Origin of the sequence: Gordonia sp. CNJ-863, assembly GCF_001942325.1 — a bacterium.
Classification (GTDB): Bacteria; Actinomycetota; Actinomycetes; order Mycobacteriales; family Mycobacteriaceae; genus Gordonia; species Gordonia alkanivorans.
Window position 1 is genome coordinate 54,269 of sequence record NZ_MKKG01000094.1, and the last position, 20,270, is coordinate 74,538.

At 66.1% G+C, this 20,270-nt stretch carries 19 protein-coding genes; 11 read left to right on the forward strand and 8 right to left on the reverse strand.

Going from position 1 to position 20,270, the window contains the following annotated elements:
- Positions 1-140 precede the first annotated feature (140 nt).
- A complete protein-coding gene (phnF, locus tag BJF87_RS24910; RefSeq protein WP_231498862.1) occupies positions 141-869 on the forward strand; it encodes a phosphonate metabolism transcriptional regulator PhnF in 729 nt (242 codons plus the stop codon).
- 25 nt (positions 870-894) lie between these two features.
- Here phnF and BJF87_RS24915 read toward each other — a convergent pair whose 3' ends face one another.
- The 5 genes from BJF87_RS24915 to BJF87_RS24935 all read right to left on the reverse strand — a co-directional run bounded on the left by BJF87_RS24915 (position 895) and on the right by BJF87_RS24935 (position 6,230).
- A complete protein-coding gene (locus tag BJF87_RS24915) occupies positions 895-2,619 on the reverse strand; it encodes an ABC transporter permease (RefSeq protein ID WP_042376137.1) in 1,725 nt (574 codons plus the stop codon).
- Entirely contained in the window at positions 2,613-3,446 is an 834-nt protein-coding gene (phnC, locus tag BJF87_RS24920; RefSeq protein ID WP_042376135.1) for a phosphonate ABC transporter ATP-binding protein, read from the reverse strand. Before phnC ends, BJF87_RS24915 begins: the two co-directional genes overlap by 7 nt.
- Before the next feature lie 40 nt (positions 3,447-3,486).
- Entirely contained in the window at positions 3,487-4,434 is a 948-nt protein-coding gene (locus BJF87_RS24925) for a phosphate/phosphite/phosphonate ABC transporter substrate-binding protein (RefSeq protein WP_035755355.1), read from the reverse strand.
- Positions 4,435-4,719: 285 nt separating this feature from the next.
- Positions 4,720-5,322 (reverse strand): TetR family transcriptional regulator, encoded by a 603-nt coding sequence (locus BJF87_RS24930; protein WP_075864078.1) that lies wholly within the window; start codon positions 5,320-5,322, stop codon positions 4,720-4,722.
- A gap of 308 nt (positions 5,323-5,630) precedes the next feature.
- Positions 5,631-6,230: a hypothetical protein gene (locus tag BJF87_RS24935; protein ID WP_042376129.1), complete on the reverse strand. Its 600-nt coding sequence runs from the start codon at positions 6,228-6,230 to the stop codon at positions 5,631-5,633.
- Positions 6,231-6,519: 289 nt separating this feature from the next.
- Between BJF87_RS24935 and BJF87_RS24940 the strand changes: the two genes are divergently transcribed.
- Positions 6,520-7,266: a class I SAM-dependent methyltransferase gene (locus BJF87_RS24940; protein WP_075864079.1), complete on the forward strand. Its 747-nt coding sequence runs from the start codon at positions 6,520-6,522 to the stop codon at positions 7,264-7,266.
- A gap of 12 nt (positions 7,267-7,278) precedes the next feature.
- On the opposite strand, the gene BJF87_RS24945 is transcribed toward BJF87_RS24940, so the two are convergent.
- Positions 7,279-7,833, reverse strand: coding sequence for a TetR/AcrR family transcriptional regulator (locus BJF87_RS24945; protein ID WP_042376125.1), 555 nt, complete (start codon positions 7,831-7,833; stop codon positions 7,279-7,281).
- 127 nt (positions 7,834-7,960) lie between these two features.
- Between BJF87_RS24945 and BJF87_RS24950 the strand changes: the two genes are divergently transcribed.
- Positions 7,961-9,013: a hypothetical protein gene (locus tag BJF87_RS24950; protein ID WP_075864080.1), complete on the forward strand. Its 1,053-nt coding sequence runs from the start codon at positions 7,961-7,963 to the stop codon at positions 9,011-9,013.
- A 165-nt stretch (positions 9,014-9,178) separates the two neighbouring features.
- Here BJF87_RS24950 and BJF87_RS24955 read toward each other — a convergent pair whose 3' ends face one another.
- A complete protein-coding gene (locus BJF87_RS24955) occupies positions 9,179-10,771 on the reverse strand; it encodes a DUF222 domain-containing protein (protein ID WP_035755407.1) in 1,593 nt (530 codons plus the stop codon).
- 225 nt (positions 10,772-10,996) lie between these two features.
- Between BJF87_RS24955 and BJF87_RS24960 the strand changes: the two genes are divergently transcribed.
- Complete coding sequence (locus BJF87_RS24960; RefSeq protein ID WP_035755369.1) at positions 10,997-11,986, forward strand: arabinofuranosidase; 990 nt, start codon at positions 10,997-10,999, stop codon at positions 11,984-11,986.
- On the opposite strand, the gene BJF87_RS24965 is transcribed toward BJF87_RS24960, so the two are convergent.
- Complete coding sequence (locus BJF87_RS24965; protein ID WP_035755371.1) at positions 11,983-12,663, reverse strand: DUF1345 domain-containing protein; 681 nt, start codon at positions 12,661-12,663, stop codon at positions 11,983-11,985. The two genes, BJF87_RS24960 and BJF87_RS24965, sit on opposite strands and share 4 nt — an antisense overlap.
- 150 nt (positions 12,664-12,813) lie before the next feature.
- Here BJF87_RS24965 and BJF87_RS24970 point away from each other — a divergent pair, with 150 nt between their 5' ends.
- The 7 genes from BJF87_RS24970 to BJF87_RS25000 all read left to right on the forward strand — a co-directional run bounded on the left by BJF87_RS24970 (position 12,814) and on the right by BJF87_RS25000 (position 20,250).
- Positions 12,814-13,107, forward strand: a complete 294-nt coding sequence (locus BJF87_RS24970) for a hypothetical protein (RefSeq protein ID WP_035755408.1) — start codon at positions 12,814-12,816, stop codon at positions 13,105-13,107.
- Entirely contained in the window at positions 13,104-13,928 is an 825-nt protein-coding gene (locus tag BJF87_RS24975) for a hypothetical protein (protein ID WP_042376122.1), read from the forward strand. The genes BJF87_RS24970 and BJF87_RS24975 overlap by 4 nt, the downstream gene beginning before the upstream one ends.
- A gap of 58 nt (positions 13,929-13,986) precedes the next feature.
- Entirely contained in the window at positions 13,987-15,930 is a 1,944-nt protein-coding gene (locus tag BJF87_RS24980; protein WP_006360006.1) for a fumarate reductase/succinate dehydrogenase flavoprotein subunit, read from the forward strand.
- A 1-nt stretch (position 15,931) separates the two neighbouring features.
- A complete protein-coding gene (locus tag BJF87_RS24985) occupies positions 15,932-16,678 on the forward strand; it encodes a succinate dehydrogenase/fumarate reductase iron-sulfur subunit (protein ID WP_006360005.1) in 747 nt (248 codons plus the stop codon).
- Positions 16,679-16,928: 250 nt separating this feature from the next.
- Positions 16,929-17,873 carry a WcbI family polysaccharide biosynthesis putative acetyltransferase gene (locus BJF87_RS24990; RefSeq protein ID WP_042376117.1) on the forward strand — a complete coding sequence of 315 codons (945 nt, stop codon included), beginning with the start codon at positions 16,929-16,931 and terminating at the stop codon, positions 17,871-17,873.
- Positions 17,870-18,880 (forward strand): hypothetical protein, encoded by a 1,011-nt coding sequence (locus tag BJF87_RS24995; RefSeq protein ID WP_006360002.1) that lies wholly within the window; start codon positions 17,870-17,872, stop codon positions 18,878-18,880. The genes BJF87_RS24990 and BJF87_RS24995 overlap by 4 nt, the downstream gene beginning before the upstream one ends.
- Positions 18,877-20,250, forward strand: a complete 1,374-nt coding sequence (locus BJF87_RS25000) for a glycosyltransferase (protein WP_006360001.1) — start codon at positions 18,877-18,879, stop codon at positions 20,248-20,250. Before BJF87_RS24995 ends, BJF87_RS25000 begins: the two co-directional genes overlap by 4 nt.
- Positions 20,251-20,270: the final 20 nt, after the last annotated feature.

Here is a 20,270-nt window from a genome sequence, read left to right on the forward strand (position 1 = left end):
GGTAAGTAGACAACTTGATCGTGAACGGTCCGGGTCACCAATTCGGTGACGACGAATGACCAGGTGGTCGCGGGATGGTGAACAATTCGTGAACGGGCAAGCGCCGCTGCGAACGCGGTACATTCGGCATCATCATGGTCATGCACAGCAGGTCTCCCAGTGGGTTCTCGACGTGGCGTTTCATCGCAGATGAACTTCGCGGCGAGATCGTCGACGGTGGTCTGGCGCCGGGCACTCGTCTCCCGTCGGAGTCGCAACTCGCCCGACGATTCGGCGTCAATCGCAACACCGTGCGTCAGGCTGTCGCGGCGCTGGCGGCGGACGACCTGGTCGTCGCGCGGCGAGGCAGCGGAACCTTCGTCGCCGACCACGAGGTGCTCGTGCACCGCATCGGTGTGCGCACCAGGCTCAGTGACAGCCTCGGTGAGCGTGCCAAGAGTGCGACCGCACGCCTGCTCGGGTCCGAGATCGTGCCCGCCCCCGAGTCGGTGGCGAAGCGGTTGCATCTCGGGGACCGCCACGCGCTGCGCATGGAGATCGTGCGCGGCGTGGATGGTCGGCCGATCTCGTTGAGTACCAATTGGTTCGATGCCGAACGGGTTCCGGGACTGGCCGAGGGTTTCGTGGTCGAACAATCCCTCACCCGGGCACTGCGCGAGCAGGGGATCGACGACTACGTCCGTGGCTCGACGATGATCGCGGCCCGTCATGCAACCGCGAGTGAGCTCACCGATCTCGAATTACTCGAGGGTGCAGTGGTTCTGGCGGTCGAGGGCTTCGACGTCCTACCGGATGGCACCCCTCTGCAACTGGCCGTCACCCGGTTCCCGGCCGATCGGGTGGAGCTCGACGTCGATCCCGGGCGGTGAGTCGGGCGTCCCGAGATCTGCCCGATCACCGGAACACTCGTCGTAGCCAGGCGGCCACGCCCTCGACAGTGAGGACGGTGACGACCATCATCACCACCAGGGTGGTCACCTGCCCGTGCATGGTCGACAACGTCGACGCATTCATCAGGTAGAAACCGATGCCGCTGCCGCCGACGATGCCGAGGATGGTCGCGGCTCGGATGTTCGAGTCGACGAGGTACATCGTGTTGCCGATCAGCGACGGCAACGCCTGTGGCCACGTGGCCGCCAGGTAACGCTGTCCGCGTGCGGCGCCGGTGGCCGTCAGGGCGCGTTCCGGTCCGGGCGGGACCTCCTCGAACGAGTCGGCGATGAGCTTGCCGAGAAGCCCGATCCCGCCGACGGCGAGAGCGATCACGCCGGCCTGGTTGCCGAGCCCGGTGATCATGATCAGGAGGATCGCGAGGACGAGTTCGGGGATACCGCGAAACACCACGAGGAGCACGCGGAACGAGTTGCGGACAGGCGGATTGGGCACCACGTTGCGTGCGGCGAGCGAACCGATCACCAGCGAGACGGCCAACGAGAGCAGTGCGGCGGCGAAGGCGACCTGAACCGTCACGAGTAGTGCCTCGAAGAAGTCGCCCATCGTGTACGGCCCGGTGCTCGGCGGCCAGAAGCTCTGGATCGACGGCCACATGTACGACCAGTTGACGTCGGCGAAGTCGACGTCGGCCAGCCAGTAGCTGGAGATCACGAGGGCAACGGCTCCGACGGCCCACGCCGTGTTGCGGATGCGGCGGGCGGTCCACGGCTGTCGGGTCATCGAGTCCACGGTGACGGCGATGGGCTGCTGGTTGCCGGTCCGTCCGCCGCGCGGACGGCCACGAGTGACGAACCGAACTGCGCGATCTCCAAACCAACGCCCGCGCGGCTCGACGCCGAGCAGGTTCCGGCGGATGGTCGACGAGATGATCTCCACCACCAAGCACAGGACGAAGATGACTCCGGCGATACCGATTCCGCGACCGTATCCCTGCGGGAACTGCTCGAACGCCACCTTCATCGCGTATCCGAGGCCGCCTACACCCGCGTAGCCGAGGATCGCCGAGCCGCGCAGGTTGATGTCGAAGCGGTGCAGGACGGTGGCGATCCAGGACGGCAGCACCTGGGGGACCACGCCGGACCAGAACTCCTGTGCGCGACTGCCACCCGCGGCCCGGATGGCCAGACGAGGGCCGTCGTCGATCTGTTCGATGGCGTCGGCGAACAGCTTGGAGATCATGCCGATCGAATGGATGCCTATCGCGATGATGCCGGGCAGGGGGCTCCCGAGGACGAATGCGAGCGAGAACGCGAGGGCGAGCACGACATCGGGAAGCGAACGGGTGATGACGCCGATCGCCCGGCCGACCCAGCGCAAGGTGGCGGACGGGGTGGTGTTCGATGCGGACACCCAGGCCACCGGAACCGAGATGGCAGCTGCCACAACGGTGCCGAGGATGACGATGCCGAGGGTGAGACCGATCAGATACATCAGCTCGCCGAACGGGGGCAAGCTGATCGGGTCCATGTTCGAGAACACCTTCTGGGCGTTGTCGAGGCTCGAGACGATGTTGGCCCAGGAGAAGTCGAGTGTGGTCAGCGAATAGACTCCGAACGCGAGCAGGCCGAGAACGACGACGGTGCCGGCGGTCCGCCCCGGTCGGCGTGGTGGTTTCGGCGCCGCCTGTTCCGGTGGGAACGGCGCGGCCTCGAGGGTGGTCACCACATTCCGCTCCGGGCCAGCAGATCGTGCTCACCGGTTTCGGCGGCGACCTGCCGGTAGATCGCCATCGCGCCCTCGCGGGAGAGTTCGGCGGTCGGGGTGTCCAGGACGACCTCACCGGCACGCAGTCCGACCACCCGATCGCCCCAGTCGAGAGCGAGCTCGACCTGGTGAAGACTGCAGACGACGGTCAGGCCGCGGTCCGCGGCGATCTCGCGAATGAGCGCCATGACCTGTGCGCTGGACTCGGGGTCGAGGCTCGCGACCGGTTCGTCGGCCAGCAGAATCTCGGGATCCTGCATGAGGGCGCGGGCAATGGCGACCCGCTGCTGCTGGCCGCCGGAGAGCTGGTCGGCACGTTCATAAGCCTTGTGCAGCAGCCCGACTCGGTCGAGGTGGCCCAGTGCGGTCACGCGCAGCGACTTGGGGTACGCCCACAGTCCGAGACGCGGACCACGAAGCCGGGACAGTGCCCCGGTGAGCACATTCTCCAGAACGGTGAGCGGGCCGACCAGTTCGAACTGCTGGAATATCATGCCGATCCGTCCGCGCAATGCGCGAAGTTCCTTCGGAGAGCTCCCGGTGAGGGTGCGGCCGAGTACCGAGATGCTCCCCGCGGTGGGGGTCTCGAGGCCGTCGAGGTGCCGCAGCAGGGTCGACTTCCCGGACCCCGAGAGGCCGAGCAACACGACGATCTCGCCCTGTGCGACAGAGAGATCGACGTTGTGCAAGGCCCGGTTCGTGCCGAAGTCCTTGCAGACCTCGGTCACCTCGATCAGCGGTGCGAAGGCAGTCGTGACCGCGCTGGGTGAGATCGCCGTGTTGGTCATGGTTGTGGTCCTCTGTGGAGTCGGGGGTCGGGAGCCAGGATCAGGAGGCGCAGTTCGCGGCCGCGATGTTCTGGCAGAGGTCGCTGATCGGTGCGAAGTACGACGGATCAACCGCGAGTACGCCGAAGTAGCTGGAGGTGAAGCCATCCGTCAGGGGCACCCCGGACTTCTTGATGTTCTCCACCGAAGCGCCACGTAGCGCATCGGTGACCTTGGTCTTCGCCTCGGCGGGAAGCGCCGACGAGACGGTGAACGGGCCGCCCGGCACGTACTCCCGGTTGATGACCTTGACCTGGCCCTTCTCGACCGCCTCGGCGGCCACCGTGTCCTCGGCGAACCCCAGGTCGCACTGCTTGGATGCCACCGCCTGGGCCGACTTGTCATGGCTGCCCGCGAAGATCGGGGTGAAGTCGTCGAACTTCGGTCGGCCGCTGGCGTCGACGCCCGTCGACGTCACATCGAGACCAGCAGCGGACAGCGCCTTGAGGCCGAACAGGAAGCCGGAGGTCGAGTTGGGGTCGATGAAGCAGACCGATTTGCCCCTGGCCTCGGAGAGCGAGGTGATGGTCGAATCGGCGGGGACGATGGCCTCGGAGAAGTATCCTGCATCCTCGGCGTCCGGAGAGGTCAGGCTCGCGGCCACCGGTTCGATCTCGGCCCCCTTGGCGGTGGCCATCACGTACTGCAGACCGCCCATCGTGCCGATGTCGGCCTTCCCGGCGGTCAGTGCGGCGATCAGTGCGGTGTAGTCGCTGGTGGGGTAGTACTCGACCTCGTATCCGGTGGTCTTCGCGAGGTATTCCTGCAGCGGCTTCCAGTTCGCGTCGGACCCGGCCTTGTCGGGAACCGCGGCGAAGACGAGGGTTTCGGGGGATTTGGCCCAGCCGCTGGATTCCGCACCGGCTGAGGAGCAACCGGACAGTGCGGCGGCGGACAATGCTCCGGCGACGGCGACAGACAGCAGGGTCTTGATGCTGGGGGCGCGCATGATGATGCCTTTCGAGGCGTGGGGGTGGGCTACGGCCATGGGAGGGGGCTGCAGCCGTGGGGACGGGCTACGGGCGTGCCCGGGGACCGGTCGTATCGATCAGGTATCGCCGACTCCGGGCACGGTCATCAGGGTTCGTTCGTTGGGTGAACAGATGTCGGCGCCGGCCTGTCTTCTGGATGAAGGCGGTCGGAACATGTCTAGTTTTATAGACAGGTTGTGTGGTGTGGCCCGGCGTGCACAGCACAGCCGAGCGTTCGGTGCCCCTTACGGGGGCAGGCGCGGTCAGCGTCGGGAGCGTGCCGCCTCGATGGCGGGAGAGATGATCTCGGCGAGATCTGCCGCGACGTCGCGGTCACCTTCGGGAGGCATCGCGACGTAGCTCAGTGCCATTCGGGTGATCGCGCGGGCGACGCGCTCGACGTCGGGGTCCGGCATCGACAGCCACGTCGACTCGCGGAATGCCTGCGCCAGTCGGTCGCTCGCGGTGGCGATGATCGGCGCCACGTCGGTCGTGATGAGCTTCATCAGATCGGGTTTGGCCTCGCCGGACAGCAGCGACGCGATCAGGGGATCGGTGGCCACGCCGGCGAAATACTCCGTGAACGCGGTTCGCAGCGCGCCGGTGACATCGTCGACGTGGTCGGCGAGCGAATCGGCGACATGACCCGCGAAACGGTTCGCCAACCGGACCGCATATCCCTGGGCCAGTCCGTATCTCGACCCGAACTCGTTGTACACGGTCTGCCGGCTGACACCGGTGGCGGCGGCGACATCCGACATGCGCACCGCCGACCAGTCCCGCTCCGTCAGCAGGTCGTGCAGCCCGTCGAGCAACGAGTCGCGAAGCGGCGACTTGCCGTCCTGCGTGTAATTGCGCGTCATCATCCTGCCGCGCCGACCGGCTCCAGCGCGTTCTCGATCATGTCCACCAGTTTGCCGCGCTCGGTGGCGGTCAGCCAATGCCCGGCCGCCATCGGCTCGCCGGTCCGCGGATGGCGCTGTGACCGCCGCGCCAGACGCTACCGAGACAATGTACGTTGTCTATACAAAAGGTTCGGTTTGTAAAGTAACCTTCTGCAAAGAAGATCCCTCGCGCGTTTCTGTCGGGGGAGGGCGCGAGGGATCTTCTTTGGGGAACTCCGGGGCGGCGGGGGAAAGGGCCGCGTCCGGAATCGAGGGGAGCTACCCCTCTGTCATGGGGTGTTGATCCAGTCCAGGATCGACTGTGCGGTGGCGGGATCGCCGTTGCTGATGCCGATTGCCGCACCGATGGCAGCGCCGACTCCGGCGCCCCAGATGCAACCGACGATGACCAGGCAGCCGATGATCAGGCCGGCGAGCGCGCCGATCGCAGTGGCCACGTTCCCGCCGTGGTTCCAACCGTTGTTGATGTGCCAGATCATCTGCTGATAAGCGCGATCCCTCTTCGCCGACGCGGGACGGACGCCCGCAGCGATCGCCGCGCGCGCCTCCGGCGTGAGGATCGGTGTGAAGGTCGCCTGAGTGCGATCGGTGCTGACCTGCGTGCGCAGCGGCACCACCGCCCTGTCGAGGGGAAGGGTCAGGGCGACGCGCTCGAGGATTCGTCCGCTCGGGTCGACGACCCGTAGCTCGTTGCCGGTGGACACGAAGGTGGCGTTGCGCAGGGTGGACGTGATGGAGGTGCCGTCCGCGGATCCGATCGTCAGGTGCGACGGCGCCGCGGGGGCGGGCGCTCCGTGGGCGGTGCCGAGTGAGATCGTCAGCGTGGCGATGGCGAACGCGGTGATGCTGAGTAGGCGGAAACGCTTCATCGGTCGCTCTCCACTTCGTCTGCGTGAGGTCGGCGCCGTCGCCGCGGTGGCCACACTCGGCCGCCGTGCGACGTCCGAACGCTTTGCCGGGTTCGAGCGGTGTGATTGTCGCACCGTCGCGAGTGCGCATGTGTCGTGTCCGATTTCATTGGTATGAACGGATGACGCCAGTCTTGGGCCATGTCGGTGCGGAAGATGCGCGGAGGAACGGTCTGTGGACTCGTCCCCGCGGTCGCCCGAGATCGGTCGACATGCGGTTCGGATGGCCGATGAGCCGTAGCATGGACAAGTGGGTTTCGCCGTCCCGCCCGAGGCGTACGGACGCTTCATGGGCCGTTACGCCGATCCGCTCGCCGAGGTCTTCACGACCTTCGCGGGGGTCGGTGCTGACGCGGATGTCCTCGATGTCGGGTGTGGACCCGGCGCGCTCACCGCTCACGTGCTGACTCTGGGTGCTGCCGTCACCGCGATCGATCCATCCCCACCCTTCGTCGACGCAGTCCGCGAACGATTCCCGGACGTCGACGTGCGCCGCGGTACGGCCGAGGAATTGGCTTATGACACAGGCGAATTCACCCATGCGCTCGCGCAACTGGTTGTCCACTTCATGAGGGACCCGGTTCGTGGACTCACGCAGATGGCGCGTGTGACCCGTCTGGGCGGGACCGTCGCGGCCTGTGTGTGGGACGGACCGACCGGAGCGCTCGCTCCGTTCTGGGATGCGGTACACGTCCTCGACCCCGAGGCACAGGATGAGGCGCTGCTCTCCGGCGCGCACCGCGGTCATCTCACGGAGCTCTTCGCCACGGCCGGACTGCGGAACGTCGTCGAGGACCCTCTCACCGTCGACGTCGTGCATCCGCGTTTCGAGGAATGGTGGGAGCCCTACACTTTCGGCATCGGTCCCGCGGGCGAGTATGTGAAAACGCTCGACGCCACCGCCCGGAGTGAGCTCGAGACGGTGGCGCGAAAGCGTCTGGGCGACGGGCGGTTCATCGTCTCCGCCACTGCCTGGGCCGCGCGCGGGACGGTGTGAGCGCCGGGCGGGTCAGTCGTCGGTCTGCGGACGCATACCCGCCAACAGAATGGACACCAGGCGCGGCACGAGGTTCGGTGTCGCCGCCTGGACGGCGTCGGGCTGTGGGCGCGTGATCAGGCCGATCCCGACGATCAGCTCGAGTGCGTCGAGGTCGTCGCGGACCAGTCCGGCGTTCTTGGCCGAGCCGAGCAGTTCTTCGACGCGGGCCAGGGTCTGGGCCTGCGTGGTTCGGACCGCCGCGGTCACGTACTCGGCCAACGCTGCCGACAGGGCGCCGAGATCCAATCCGACGAGCCGATTCACGAACGTCATCCACGCCGCGTCGGGTGCGGTGGTGATGTCGGCGAGCCCGTCGTCCGCGGCACGCCCGATGTCGTCCAGGATCGCGAGCGCCACCTCGTCTGCGAGCGCATGGCGTGACTCGAAGTTCCGGTACAGCGTGGCGATACCCACCCCCGCACCCTCGGCAACGGTCTCGAGGGCGACACCGCCGCCCTGTGCCGCGAACAGTCGACGGGCCTCCTTGACGATCGCCTGACGACGCCGCGCTGCATCCGCTCGCATGTGTCCACGTCCTTCCGACCCGGTGACCCGTCCATCACATCCGACTTGACACGGCCAGTCTAAGCGGAGGAATATCATCCACTATAAACCGGAGGATAAGAATCCGGTTTGACTGGAAGGACGCGCGATGACACCCGCGACGATGGGAACCCCGGCGGTCGAGGTCAAGGAGGCTTCGGGGAAGAAGATGCCGCCGCCCGTGGTGATGCTGGCGGGCCTGACCGCCGGCTTGGGCGCCATCCTCATCCTGCTGCTGATGGTGTTCATCCTGCCGTCGCTCAAGAGTGGGGCACACGATCTGAGGGTCGGCGTGGTCGGTGCCCCGGCCGCGGCCGGCCTACTCGAGCAGAGCCTGGCCACCGCGGCTCCCGACGCCTACGAGCCCCAGCGCTACGACTCAGAGGCCGCGCTGCGGGACGCGATCGAGAACCGCGAGGTCGTCGGCGGATTCGTGGTCGACGAGGCCGGTGTCCACGCCCTGGTAGCCAGCGCGGGCTCGGCGTCGATCAGCGGAAACCTCACCGGTACCGCGCAGGCGCTCGGGCAAGCGACGGGGGAGAAGGTGACGGTCGAGGACGTCGTCCCGCTGCCGGAGGGTGACCCGACCGGCATCGGCATCGGCGGTCTCGCGTTCCCGCTCGTGTTCGGCGGCATCGTCCCGGTCGTCGCGTTCCGGAAGATCTTCCCGCGCAGCAGCGGCTGGTACCTGACCGGTCTGGTCACCTTCTCGGCCGTCGGTGGCTTCGTGGTCGCAAGCATGCTCACCTTCGGGTTCGGCAGCATCGAGACAGGACTGTGGTCCACGACGTTCTGGGCCGTCGCCGGTTCGATCGCGCTCGGGATCGCCGCCCTGGCCATCCCGCTCGCGGGCCTGCAGAATGCGTTCGGTGCCAAGGGTTTCACCATCGGCGCGATGGTCATGATGTTCCTCGGCAACCCGCTGGCCGGTATCGCCGGTTCGGCTGCATGGCTGCCGTCCGGGTTGGGTACCGTCGGCCAGATCCTGCCGCCGGGTGCGGCCGGAACCCTGGTCCGCTCGGCCGCCTACTTCGGCGGAGCCGGCGGTCTCACCGCCGGTCTGACCCTTGTCACCTGGATCGTCGTCGGTCTGGTGCTGTTCGTCACGGGAATGCGACGTGCCGCCGTGTCGACACCCGAGGCCGTCGAGCTCGCCAGCTGAGCTCGATATCGCGAATCCGGGCGTCGAGTACCGGGCGCCGGCTGATCGAGGGAGACGACGCATGTCGGGCCATGTCGACCCCGCCTCGATCGACGAGTAGACGGTGACGCCGTGCGGATCCGTATGACGTTGTGCCCGGTTTCCGGGCACAACGTCATACGCATGTCACCCGCGCGGGTACGCCGCGGCGAGGAGTATCGAGGCGAGGGTGGCTTCGGCGTCGGAGGCGTCACGTAGGTCGATGACCTGGCGCATCTGGAGGCGCGGGGTATCGCCGGACGCCGGTTGGGGTCCGTGGATCTCGGCGCGCACGTGTTGTAGATGTTCGGCGAATCGGCGGGGGATGTCGGGTCGCCGGTTGATGCGTTCGGGGTTGGGTGGTGCGCCGGGTTGGGTATTGAGCCGCCAGGCGCAGCGGCCTTCGTCGGGTCCTTCGCGGACCATGCGGGTGGTGTATTGGCCGGGTTGGTCGCCGACCATGCGGTTGTGTTTCGGGCATGCCGGGGCGAGGTCGGTGATGTCGGTGAGTCCGCCGAGGCCCCAATCGAGTTGGGCGTGATGCATTTCCACGTGCGCGGCAGACACACCGCAGTCGGGATTGGAGCAGGTGTCACCATCAGGCCGGGCGAAGGACGCCAATCGCTGTTCGCGGGTGGCGAGGCGTTTGCCGCGTCCGAAGTAGAGGGGGATGGCGGTGGCGTCTTTGAACACCGCCAGCCAGGGTTGGGCGTCGGCGGCGAGGTTGATGAGGTCGGGGATGGGGATCTGGGTGGCGGTGGCGGTGACGGCGTAGCCGGCTTCGCGGACGAGGTCGTTGAGGTCGGCTTTGATGATCAGCTGCATCGGCAGTCCGCGGTGACTCTTGCCGAGCATGCCGTCCTCGAACACGGCCTTCAGGAGTGCGTTGAAGGCGTCGTGGTTGAGTTGGGCGGGGCTGCGGTCGTTGCGTTGAGCGGCGGCCGCCACAGCGTCGGGATCGGCATCCTCGCTGGACCCTGTCGGTGATTCCGGATCATTCGGATTGTTCATCCCGGGTTTGGCCCACACGGCCAGGAACATGGAGACCCGTGCGAGTAGTTCGGGTGTCAAAATGCCCGACATCTTGGCGGTGCCGTCGGCGCGTTGCCGGTTGAGGTACACGTTGCGGCGTCGTTGGCGGTCGGTGTCGTCGGTCAATGTCCCGTCGGGGTCGAGGTAGCCCAGCAGGCGAGCACCGGCCTCGGTGATCTGGTCGGGGGTGAGGTGGACGGCTTGTTCGGCGATGGTGCGTTCGGCGGCGACCTTGATGTCGTGGTCGACGGCGTGGGGGATCTGGTCGAGCACATCGATCACCGCATGCACATGCGCTGATCCCACCCGGCCGGCGGCGAACGCCGTGGCGAGGGTGGGGTGGACGGGTTCGAGGGGTGCGCCGGTGGTGGCGTCGGGGTAGGTGGCGGTGGCGCGGGTTTGTTTGAGGCGTTTGCCGGGGTAGGCCATGCGCAACCGGTGTTTCATGTAGTCGATGACGCTGCGGTAGCCGGCTTTACGGGGTAGGTCGCGCTGGTCGGCTTCGACGATCTGCTGGTTACCGGTGTAGGTGAGTCGGGCGATGGCCTGTTCGATACGGACACCGGCGTCGTCGACCTCGGTATCGGTGAGGCGGGTGAAACCCGTGGTCTGTAGCTGGTCGATGATCGCGTCGAGTTCGTCGAGCAACGCGGGCACCGCGGTCGGCGGCGACTCATCGGTGATATCGGTCGATGCGCTGTCGGTCATGGCGGTCACCCCCTCGAAGATCGCAGTTCGAATATATGTTCGACAATACACGTAATTCTATTGCTGCGCAGAGGCAATCGATCCTCTTCAGGAATGCGGGAACTGTCGGAGTCATGGTGTAGAGCGGCTTCCGTCCGACGATCGGATCTCGGGGTACCAAGGGTCTCGATAGCTGTGTCAGGGAAATCCGCGCACGCCACAGTCAATTCCGCGGATACTGCTCCAATGCTGCTGTCTCAGCGAATTCGCGCTCGTTCGAGCCGCATCGGTGCTGTCTGTGTCGCGATGCTGGTGTTCACGGGCCTGCTCGTCGCAACTCCGGGTACCGCCGAGGCGACCCCGAACTGGCGATACACGATGGTGGCGTTCTCCAACACCAGTGCCCGTCACATGGACGTGTACCAGTCCGCGGATGCGAGCCGGTTTCGGCCGCTCCGGTTTGGTGCGTACCGACCGCCGTCGGGTGTGGTGCGCGATCCGAGCATCTTTCACGGTGCAGACGGCTGGTACTACGTCACCTATACGACCGGTCAGAACACCATCGGGTTCGCGCGGAGCCGCGATCGCGTGAACTGGGCGTTCATGCACAACTATCCGGTGCCGCTGTGCTGCGCTTTCCTACCCGGCACGGGCGATGGCAAGGGAGTGTTCGGCTCCTCGTCCGGGCCGCTGTCGTTCGGGTCGGCCGGTTCGAGTGACGGACCGTCTCTGTCGCCCTTCACCACCAAGGCGTGGGCTCCGGAGTTCTTCGTCGAGGGTGGTCGCGTCAACATCATCCTGTCGATGTCGACGGGCGGAGGGTTCGTGCCCTACGTCATGACGGCGCTCGAACCCGGCCTGCGACTGTGGAGTCCGCCGGTGCCGATCCTCGGCCTCGGTGCGGACCACATCGACACGACCGTGGTGAAGGCGGGCTCCACGTACCACGCGTTCACGAAGAACGAGCGGAAGAAGGTCATCGAACACGCGGTCGCGACATCGCTGACCGGTCCCTACCGGTTCGTCCCGATGCGGAGTTTCGGTCGCTTCGTCGAAGGCATGGCGCTGGTCAAACTCCCGAACGGCAACTGGCGCATGTATGTCGACGCGTACAAGCAGCGTCGGTACTTCTACTCCGACAGCAGCGACGGGCTGTCGTCGTGGAGCTCGGCGAAAGAACTGCCCGGGCTCTCCGGATCGGTCCGCCACTTCGGGGTGATCCGGGAGCCCGCCTAGGTCGACCCGAGCAGATTGACCGCATTGGCGACGACGAGGCTCAGCACGACGATCGACAGGATCGACTGCGCGGCCATCGCGAGCTTCATCCACCGGGCGAGTGGCATCACGTCGGTGGGGCTGAATGCCGTCGCGTTGGTGAGAGCGAGGTACAAGTAGTCGAAGAACACGGGTCGCCACCCTGCTGGTGCGAGAGTCGGTTCGATCTGTTGAGGAAAGGCGAGATCCGGACGCCGTCGCGGGTGCAGATGCCTGTTGACGGGGCCGCCGCCGTCGAGCTCCCAGTACAGGAACCCGAAGGCCAGAACGGTCTGCAGCCACACGAGCGCACCGGAGAGAAGAAGCTCGTTGGCCACCGTCGTGTCCGGATTGCCGTGCAGCAGATCCCACACCAACCGGCCGGCCGCCCAAGCTGCCCCCGCGGCGATCACGACGACCAACGCTATCGACAGTGCCCGCACCCGGCGTCCCGGTCGGTCGATGCGGCCCGGGTCGACGATGACCAAGGCCAGCAGGACCGCGCCCTCGATGGCGGGCAGGAGCCAGCTGGTACCCGCTGCATAGCGAGAGGGCAGCAGGAACGGTATGAGCATCGACAGGAGCACGAATGCCGAGGCTGTCCAGCGTTGTTCGGCGCGCGGACGCTCGCCCGACGGAGCGTTCTCGTCATCGCTCATCGTTCGTATCTTCCTCGCGATGTGCTGCCACCGGTGGGCGGCAGGAGTCCCTCACGAAAGCGGCCCCGCGACACGTTCGACGAAAACCGTTGACGATCCATACTCTGGCGGTACTGTGTGGAACATCACATAGTGGCCGGAGGGATCGCCATGATAAACGCCGAAATCAATGCACTCCATCACAGTATCCAGGCGCTGCGCCATCAGCTGGTGACGTTGAAGGCTCGCTACGGTGACGCCGACAGTGTCCGCCGGATGGTCAACGATCTCGACCGTCTCGACATCGATCTGCACGACTTCGAGCAGAATCCGCCGAAGGTGAAGCCGCAGCGGAAGCCAGGCCAGGACCGGGTCTACGTGCCGGACAGCAAGTCCGACGAGTCGGCGTGGCTCGGTGCCCAGGACGAAGGGCTCGGGTTCCACTCGCGTGAGCGGACGAAGTGAGCGCGCCCGCGGCTGAGCGGGAATCACTCGGGGTCTTCTCCCCGAGACGGGCGCGCCTGACGGCGCGCACCCTCCGGACGGACCGATGGTGGCTGTCGCCGTTGCTGACGGTCATTGGTCTCTCGGCGTTCGTCATCTATGCGACCGTGCGATCGTTCGTCCGGAGTGCCTACTACGTCGCGGATTATCACTACCTCACGCCGTTCTACTCGCCGTGTCTGAGCGAGTCGTGCGTGCCCGGATCGAGTCATTTCGGTACGCCGTTCCCGGAACTCCCGATGTGGATTCCGCTGGCGTTCCTCACTTTGCCGTTTCTCCTCGGGTTCCGGTTGACCTGCTACTACTACCGCAAGGCCTACTATCGGTCGATCTGGTTGTCCCCGCCGGCATGCGCCGTCGCCGAACCCCACACCAAGTACACGGGGGAGACGCGGCTGCCGCTGATCATCCAGAACTCGCACCGGTACTTCTTCTATGCGGCCGTGGTCATCTCGGTGATCAACAGTTACGACGTCATCGTCTCGTTCCACGCCAAGGACGGCGGATTCGGTCTGGGGCTGGGCAATGTGATCCTCGTGGTCAACGTGGTTCTGCTCTGGGTCTATACGGTGTCCTGCCATTCGTGTCGGCACGTGACCGGCGGCCGGCTCAAGCATTTCTCGAATCATCCGGTGCGGTACTGGATCTGGACCCAGGTCTCCAAGTTGAACACCCGGCACATGCAGTTCGCCTGGATCACGCTCGGCACACTCGTGCTCACCGACTTCTACATCATGCTGGTGGCCAGCAACACCATCTCTGATCTGAGGTTCGTGGGTTGATCGATCGAGGTCGCAACGACTGTTGTGCAACCGTTTTCAACGTTGGGAGTCGCGCTAGATGACCGAACCGGAACGCTACCAGTACGACGTCGTTGTGATCGGTGCGGGTGGTGCCGGCCTGCGAGCGGTCATCGAAGCTCGTGAGAAGGGCTATTCGGTCGCAGTCGTGTGCAAGTCGCTGTTCGGCAAGGCACACACCGTGATGGCCGAAGGTGGCTGCGCGGCGTCGATGGGTAACGCGAACGCGAAGGACAACTGGGCGACGCACTTCCAGGACACGATGCGTGGCGGGAAGTTCCTGAACAACTGGCGCATGGCCGAACTGCATGCCAAGGAAGCGCCCGACCGGGTGTGGGAACTGGAAACCTATGGGGCGCTGTTCGACCGGACCGCTGACGGCCGGATCGCACAGCGCAACTTCGGCGGCCACACCTACCCGCGCCTGGCTCACGTCGGAGACCGGACCGGACTGGAACTCATCCGAACCATGCAGCAGAAGATCGTCTCGCTGCAGCAGGAGGACTTCGCGGCCACCGGTGACTACGAGTCCCGCATCAAGGTCTTTGCCGAGTGCACCATCACCGAGCTGCTGAAGGACGGCGACGCCATCGCCGGTGCGTTCGGGTACTGGCGCGAGTCCGGCCGGTTCATCGTGTTCGAGGCACCTGCGGTGGTGGTCGCTACTGGCGGTATCGGCAAGTCGTTCAAGGTGACGTCGAACTCCTGGGAGTACACCGGCGACGGGCACGCGCTCGCCCTGCGCGCAGGCGCGAGCCTGATCAACATGGAGTTCGTCCAGTTCCACCCGACGGGGATGGTGTGGCCGCCCAGCGTGAAGGGCATCCTCGTGACCGAAGGCGTCCGCGGTGACGGCGGCGTCCTCAAGAACACCGACGGCAAACGGTTCATGTTCGACTACATCCCGCCGGTGTTCAAGGGTCAGTACGCGGAGACGGAGAAGGAAGCCGACGAGTGGCTCGCGGACAACGACTCCGCCCGCCGCACACCGGATCTCCTCCCGCGCGACGAGGTCGCCCGCGCGATCAACGAGGAGGTCAAGGCCGGTCGCGGCACCGAGCACGGTGGCGTCTATCTCGACATCGCGTCCCGCATGCCGGCGGAGGAGATCATCCGGCGGCTTCCATCGATGCATCACCAGTTCAAAGAGCTTGCCGACGTGGACATCACGAAGGAGCCAATGGAGGTCGGCCCGACCTGCCACTACGTGATGGGTGGGATCGAGGTCGATCCCGACACCGCGGCGTCGCGCGTGCCTGGACTGTTCGCCGCCGGCGAGTGTTCCGGCGGTATGCACGGGTCGAACCGACTGGGCGGCAACTCGCTGTCCGATCTGCTCGTGTTCGGTCGACGAGCAGGGCTCGGCGCGGCGTCGTATGTCGAGTCGCTGGGCAACCGGCCCGAGATCGCGCAGGACGACATCGACCGGGCGGCCGAATACGCGCTGTCTCCGTTCGATCCGCCCGCCGACGGCAAGCCGGAGAACCCGTACACGCTGCACATGGACCTGCAGCAGGCGATGAACGACCTCGTCGGCATCATCCGCAAAGAAGCGGAGATGCAGGAGGCGCTCCGCGTGCTCTCCGACCTCCGGAACCGGCTCGGCAGCATGCAGGTCGAGGGACATCGGCAGTTCAATCCGGGGTGGCATCTCGCGATCGATCTCCGGAACATGCTCCTGGTCAGCGAATGTGTCGCCAAGGCGGCACTGATGCGCACCGAGAGTCGCGGCGGACACACCCGCGACGATCACCCGTCGATGGATTCGGCCTGGCGCAACACCCTGCTGGTCTGCACGGCAGAAACGAGCACCGACTCACCGGTCCCGGAGGTCGAGGTCGTCGAGGAAGAACAGGAACCGATGCGGCCGGACCTGCTGGAGCTCTTCGAGTTCGAAGAGATCGAAAAGTACTACACCGCAGCCGAAATCGCTGGTCATCCCGGCGCCGGGGGCGAGCGAGCCGAGGGACAGTCGGAGGACTGACATGGGTTACGACGCGAAGTTCCGAGTGTGGCGAGGCGACATCGAAGGCGGTGGTCTCGAGGATTACACGGTGCAGGCCAACGACGGCGAGGTGGTGCTCGACATCATCCACCGCCTCCAGGCGACCCAAGCTCCCGACCTGGCCGTGCGCTGGAACTGCAAGGCGGGCAAATGTGGGTCGTGTTCCGCTGAGGTGAACGGCCGTCCCAAGCTGTTGTGCATGACCCGGATGTCGACGTTCACCGAGGACGAGGTCATCACGGTGACCCCGATGCGCACGTTCCCGGTCATCCGTGACCTCGTCACCGATGTCTCGTTCAACTACACGAAGGCCCGCGAGATCCAGTCGTTCACGCCGCCGCCCGGGCTTGGGCCGGGGGAGTACCGGATGAAGCAGGTCGACGTGCAACGGTCGCAGGAGTTCCGCAAGTGCATCGAGTGCTTCCTGTGCCAGAACACCTGCCACGTCGTCCGCGACCACGAGGAGAACAAAGAAGCCTTCGCCGGCCCCCGCTACCTGATGCGAATCGCCGAGCTCGACATGCACCCGCTCGACGTCGCCGAACGTCGCGACACCGCGCAGAACGAGCACGGTCTCGGGTTCTGCAACATCACCAAGTGCTGCTCCGACGTCTGCCCGGAACACATCAAGATCACGGACAACGCCCTCATCCCGATGAAGGAGCGCGTCGTCGACCGCAAATACGACCCGCTGGTATGGCTGGGTAACAAGCTCTTCCGACGCTAGCGCCACTTCTCGCGCTCACCCGGCGACCCCGGGCGTCACGTCCCCGGCACTGATCGGGTGACACCGCCGACGGCTCTCGACGAGCCCGTCGCAGTCGTCGTGCCCCTGGTGTGACCTGGTCGATGATTCGGCAACGGGCGAAACGGATACACGAGCGGTGCAGGGGTACCGACCAGGGGCCCATCAGGAGGGGAGTCGGTACTTCGATGACAGGGACCCATCGCGTCGTCAGACGTACTCCGGAGCTCGTATGAGGACGAGTGACGAGGAGCTGGTCGACGGTCGGACCCGGCACTACGGCGAGTTCTACGGCGTCGTCGAGGCTCCGCGGAACGATGACCGGAAGATACTCGTCGTCTGGGGAAACTGCCAGGCCGAGGCCTTGCGGATTGTCCTGTCCAGCTCTCCCGACCTCCCGTTCCGTACCGTTCGCGTCCCGCCGGTCCACGAACTCGAGTCCGCCGACATGGCGCGGGTCGAGGACCTCATGAGCAGAGCAGCGATCATCGTCTCCCAACCGGTGCGTACCGGGTACCGGGGATTTCAGATCGGAACCTCGGACCTGGCCGACCTGGCGCCATCGGCGTCCGTCATCGTCTGGCCGGTCATCCGCTACGGCGGATTGTTTCCGTTCCAGGTCATCGCCCGACACCCAGCGCAGCCGTCCGCAGTACCCGCGGCGGTTCCGTACCACGATCTGCGAACGGTCCTCGCCGTGGTGGCCGGTCGCGACCGCTTCGACGAATGGGACGTCGACGTCGCCGCCGAACGCATCCGGGAAGCAGCGCAATGGAGTGTGGATCAGCTCGCCGTCCGCGAGCGGCGGCACTGTGACGTCGGGATCTCCGACACCCTGCTCGACCTCGGGGCCGATGCCGCCCACACGATCAACCACCCTGGAAATCGAGTGCTGCTTGCCCTCGGCGGCCGGATCCTCGACTCGCTCGGGGCGTCGGCGCCGGTCCCACCCTCACGCGACCTGCTCGGCAACATCCGAGCCCCCTTGGAGCGACGGGTGATCGACGCGCTGGGGATCGACGCGTGCCCGCGGACGTCGTGGGACGTCGACGGTGTGGCACTGACCGAGGACGACGTTCGCCGTCGCCAGATGCACTGGTACGCAGACCATCCCGAGTTCATCGGAGCAGTGTTGGACCGTTACACCGACCTCATCGAGATCCTGGGCCTGTCGTGACGGGGCCGATCGGACATCTCCTGGTCGGACCCCGCTCACACGGTGTGGTCCGATATGCGCAGTCGGTCTTCGATGCGGTACGCGCCGAGAGTGCGGATCATCGTTTGGCGCACGTGCTCACGCTCGGCGCCGGTGTCGTATCTGGACTGGACGAGTGTGCGCTCGTGCACGTGCACGTGACCGATCGCCTGTTCGGACGTACGCCACCGCAAGCCCGAGACAGCGTGCTCGCCCTGTTCGCGGCACTGGACCGGCCGGTCTCGGTGACCCTGCATGACCTGCCCCAGCCCTCGGACGGACCGGCGATGCAGGCACGTGCCGATTTCTATCGCGCGGTGGCGCGGACCGCAACAGGAGTGATCGTGTCGAGTCACCACGAGGCGTCGCTCTTCGCCGAGTACGTCGACGCGACGATCGGCGTCGAGGTCATACCGCTGATGTTCAACACCGTCCGCGTCGACAAGCCCTCGGAATCAGCGGAATTGACCGTTGGCGTCCTCGGTTACCTGTACCCCGGGAAGGGGCACCTGGAGACACTGCAGGCAATGTCCGGCCTCGATCCGTCCATCGGTTTCGTCGCGCTACGCACCCCGTCACCCGGCCACGAGGACCTGGCCGATGAACTGGCCAAGGTCGCCGCGGAGATGGGACGGCGGTGCACGGTCACGGGGTTCCTGACCGACGACGAACTGATCCGGGCGTCGGCCGAGGTCACGGTTCCGGCCGCCTATCACCGGCACATGTCGGCCTCCGGGTCGATCAACTCCTGGATCTCCGCCGGGCGCCGACCGCTGGTCCCGAGCACCGCCTACACCGATGAACTCGCCGCTCGTTCCCCGGGCGTCCTGACGATGCACGCCAACAACGATGCTGCTCTGCGGACCGCTCTCGAGAGCGCGTTCGCGAATCCCGCGAGCACCTGGATCGATCCGGCGGTGACGCCGTCGCCCACCGCCGCCGACGTCGGCCGGGCTCACGAGCGACTGTTCCGGCGGTGGAGTGCATGACCGTCATCAGGCTCGGCGACGGCCGAACCGTGGTGGCCGACAATCGCTGGGACCTGGTCGGCGTGGCTTCGACGACGCCGCTGGTGAGTGTCGTGATCCCGTACTACAACCAACCCCACCAACTCGCGTTGGTCCTCGAGGCGTTGACGGCCCAGACCCACCCGCCGGATCGTCTCGAAGTGGTCGTCGCCGACGATGGCTCGACGCACTCGCCGGACGTGAGAGCGTGGACATCGCGACTCGACATCACCGTGGTGACGCAGGAGGACAACGGCTTCCGAGCGGCAGCCGCCCGCAATCTGGGTGTCGCGGCGTCGAGCGGTACGGTCCTGTGTTTCCTCGACGCGGACACGGTGCCGACACCCGACTACATCCGGCAGTCGATCAGATTGCCCGCCGCGGCGCCCGACGCACTCGTGGTCGGGCGGCGTAAGCACGCCGACCTGAGCCGGGTCGCCCCGGACTCGGTGGTGGGGTGGTTGTCCGAACAACGGCCGCTCGAATCCTCGCACGACTGCGAACCCGGATGGCTGGTCGATGCGTACGACCGCACGTCCAACCTCCTGAACCCGGGCTGGGACGGTTACAAGTATCTGATCAGTGCGGTGATGACCTGCAGCCGTCAATTGTTCGACGACGTCGGAGGCTTCGACCCGTCGTTCGTCCACTACGGCGGTGAGGACTGGGAATTCGCGAACCGGGCCTTCATGATGGGCGCGCTGTTCGCCCACGAACCCGACGCCCTCGCCTGGCACGATGGTCCCGACTGGGCCGAACGTTCGGTGCAAGAACGGATCTCGGAGAAGAACACCGAAGCCCTCGCGCTCGCCCCGCTCATCACCGATCCGGCGGCCCGGACCGCCGGCCTGCTGTACTCGATCCCGGACATCGTCGTGCTCGTGTCGACGGCGGGGCACACCGCGGCATCGCTGATGCGTACTGCCGCCGGCGCGTTGCGAGGGATGGATGCTGCTGTCTGGCTCGTCGGCGCACATGCCGACACTCTGCTGACCCGACTGAGTGTGGACGATTCACGAATCCGCGTCGGTGATCCGGACGCATCGACGCTGTCGCGGTGCCGGTTCGTCGTCGAGATCGCCGGGATCGTGGTCTTCTCCGTTGATTCGCTCGCGCTGCTCACGGCTCAGGTCGGTCCGGGGGAATGCGGCCAGGTGACGGTGGACTTCGCCGGATCACCGGCCTCGGTAACGGTCACGGCGTCGCGCGCACGGCACCGGGTCCGACGTTGGGCGGCGAACATCGATGTGGGCGCCGATGAGCTTCTCGACCGGTTGTTCGGGGTCCGAGGAGTGCATCACAGCGAGGTCGGGATCATCATCGGCGACGACGAGCCGGCGTTGTCCTGGTGAGTGTCGAGTCGGCGCCGGCG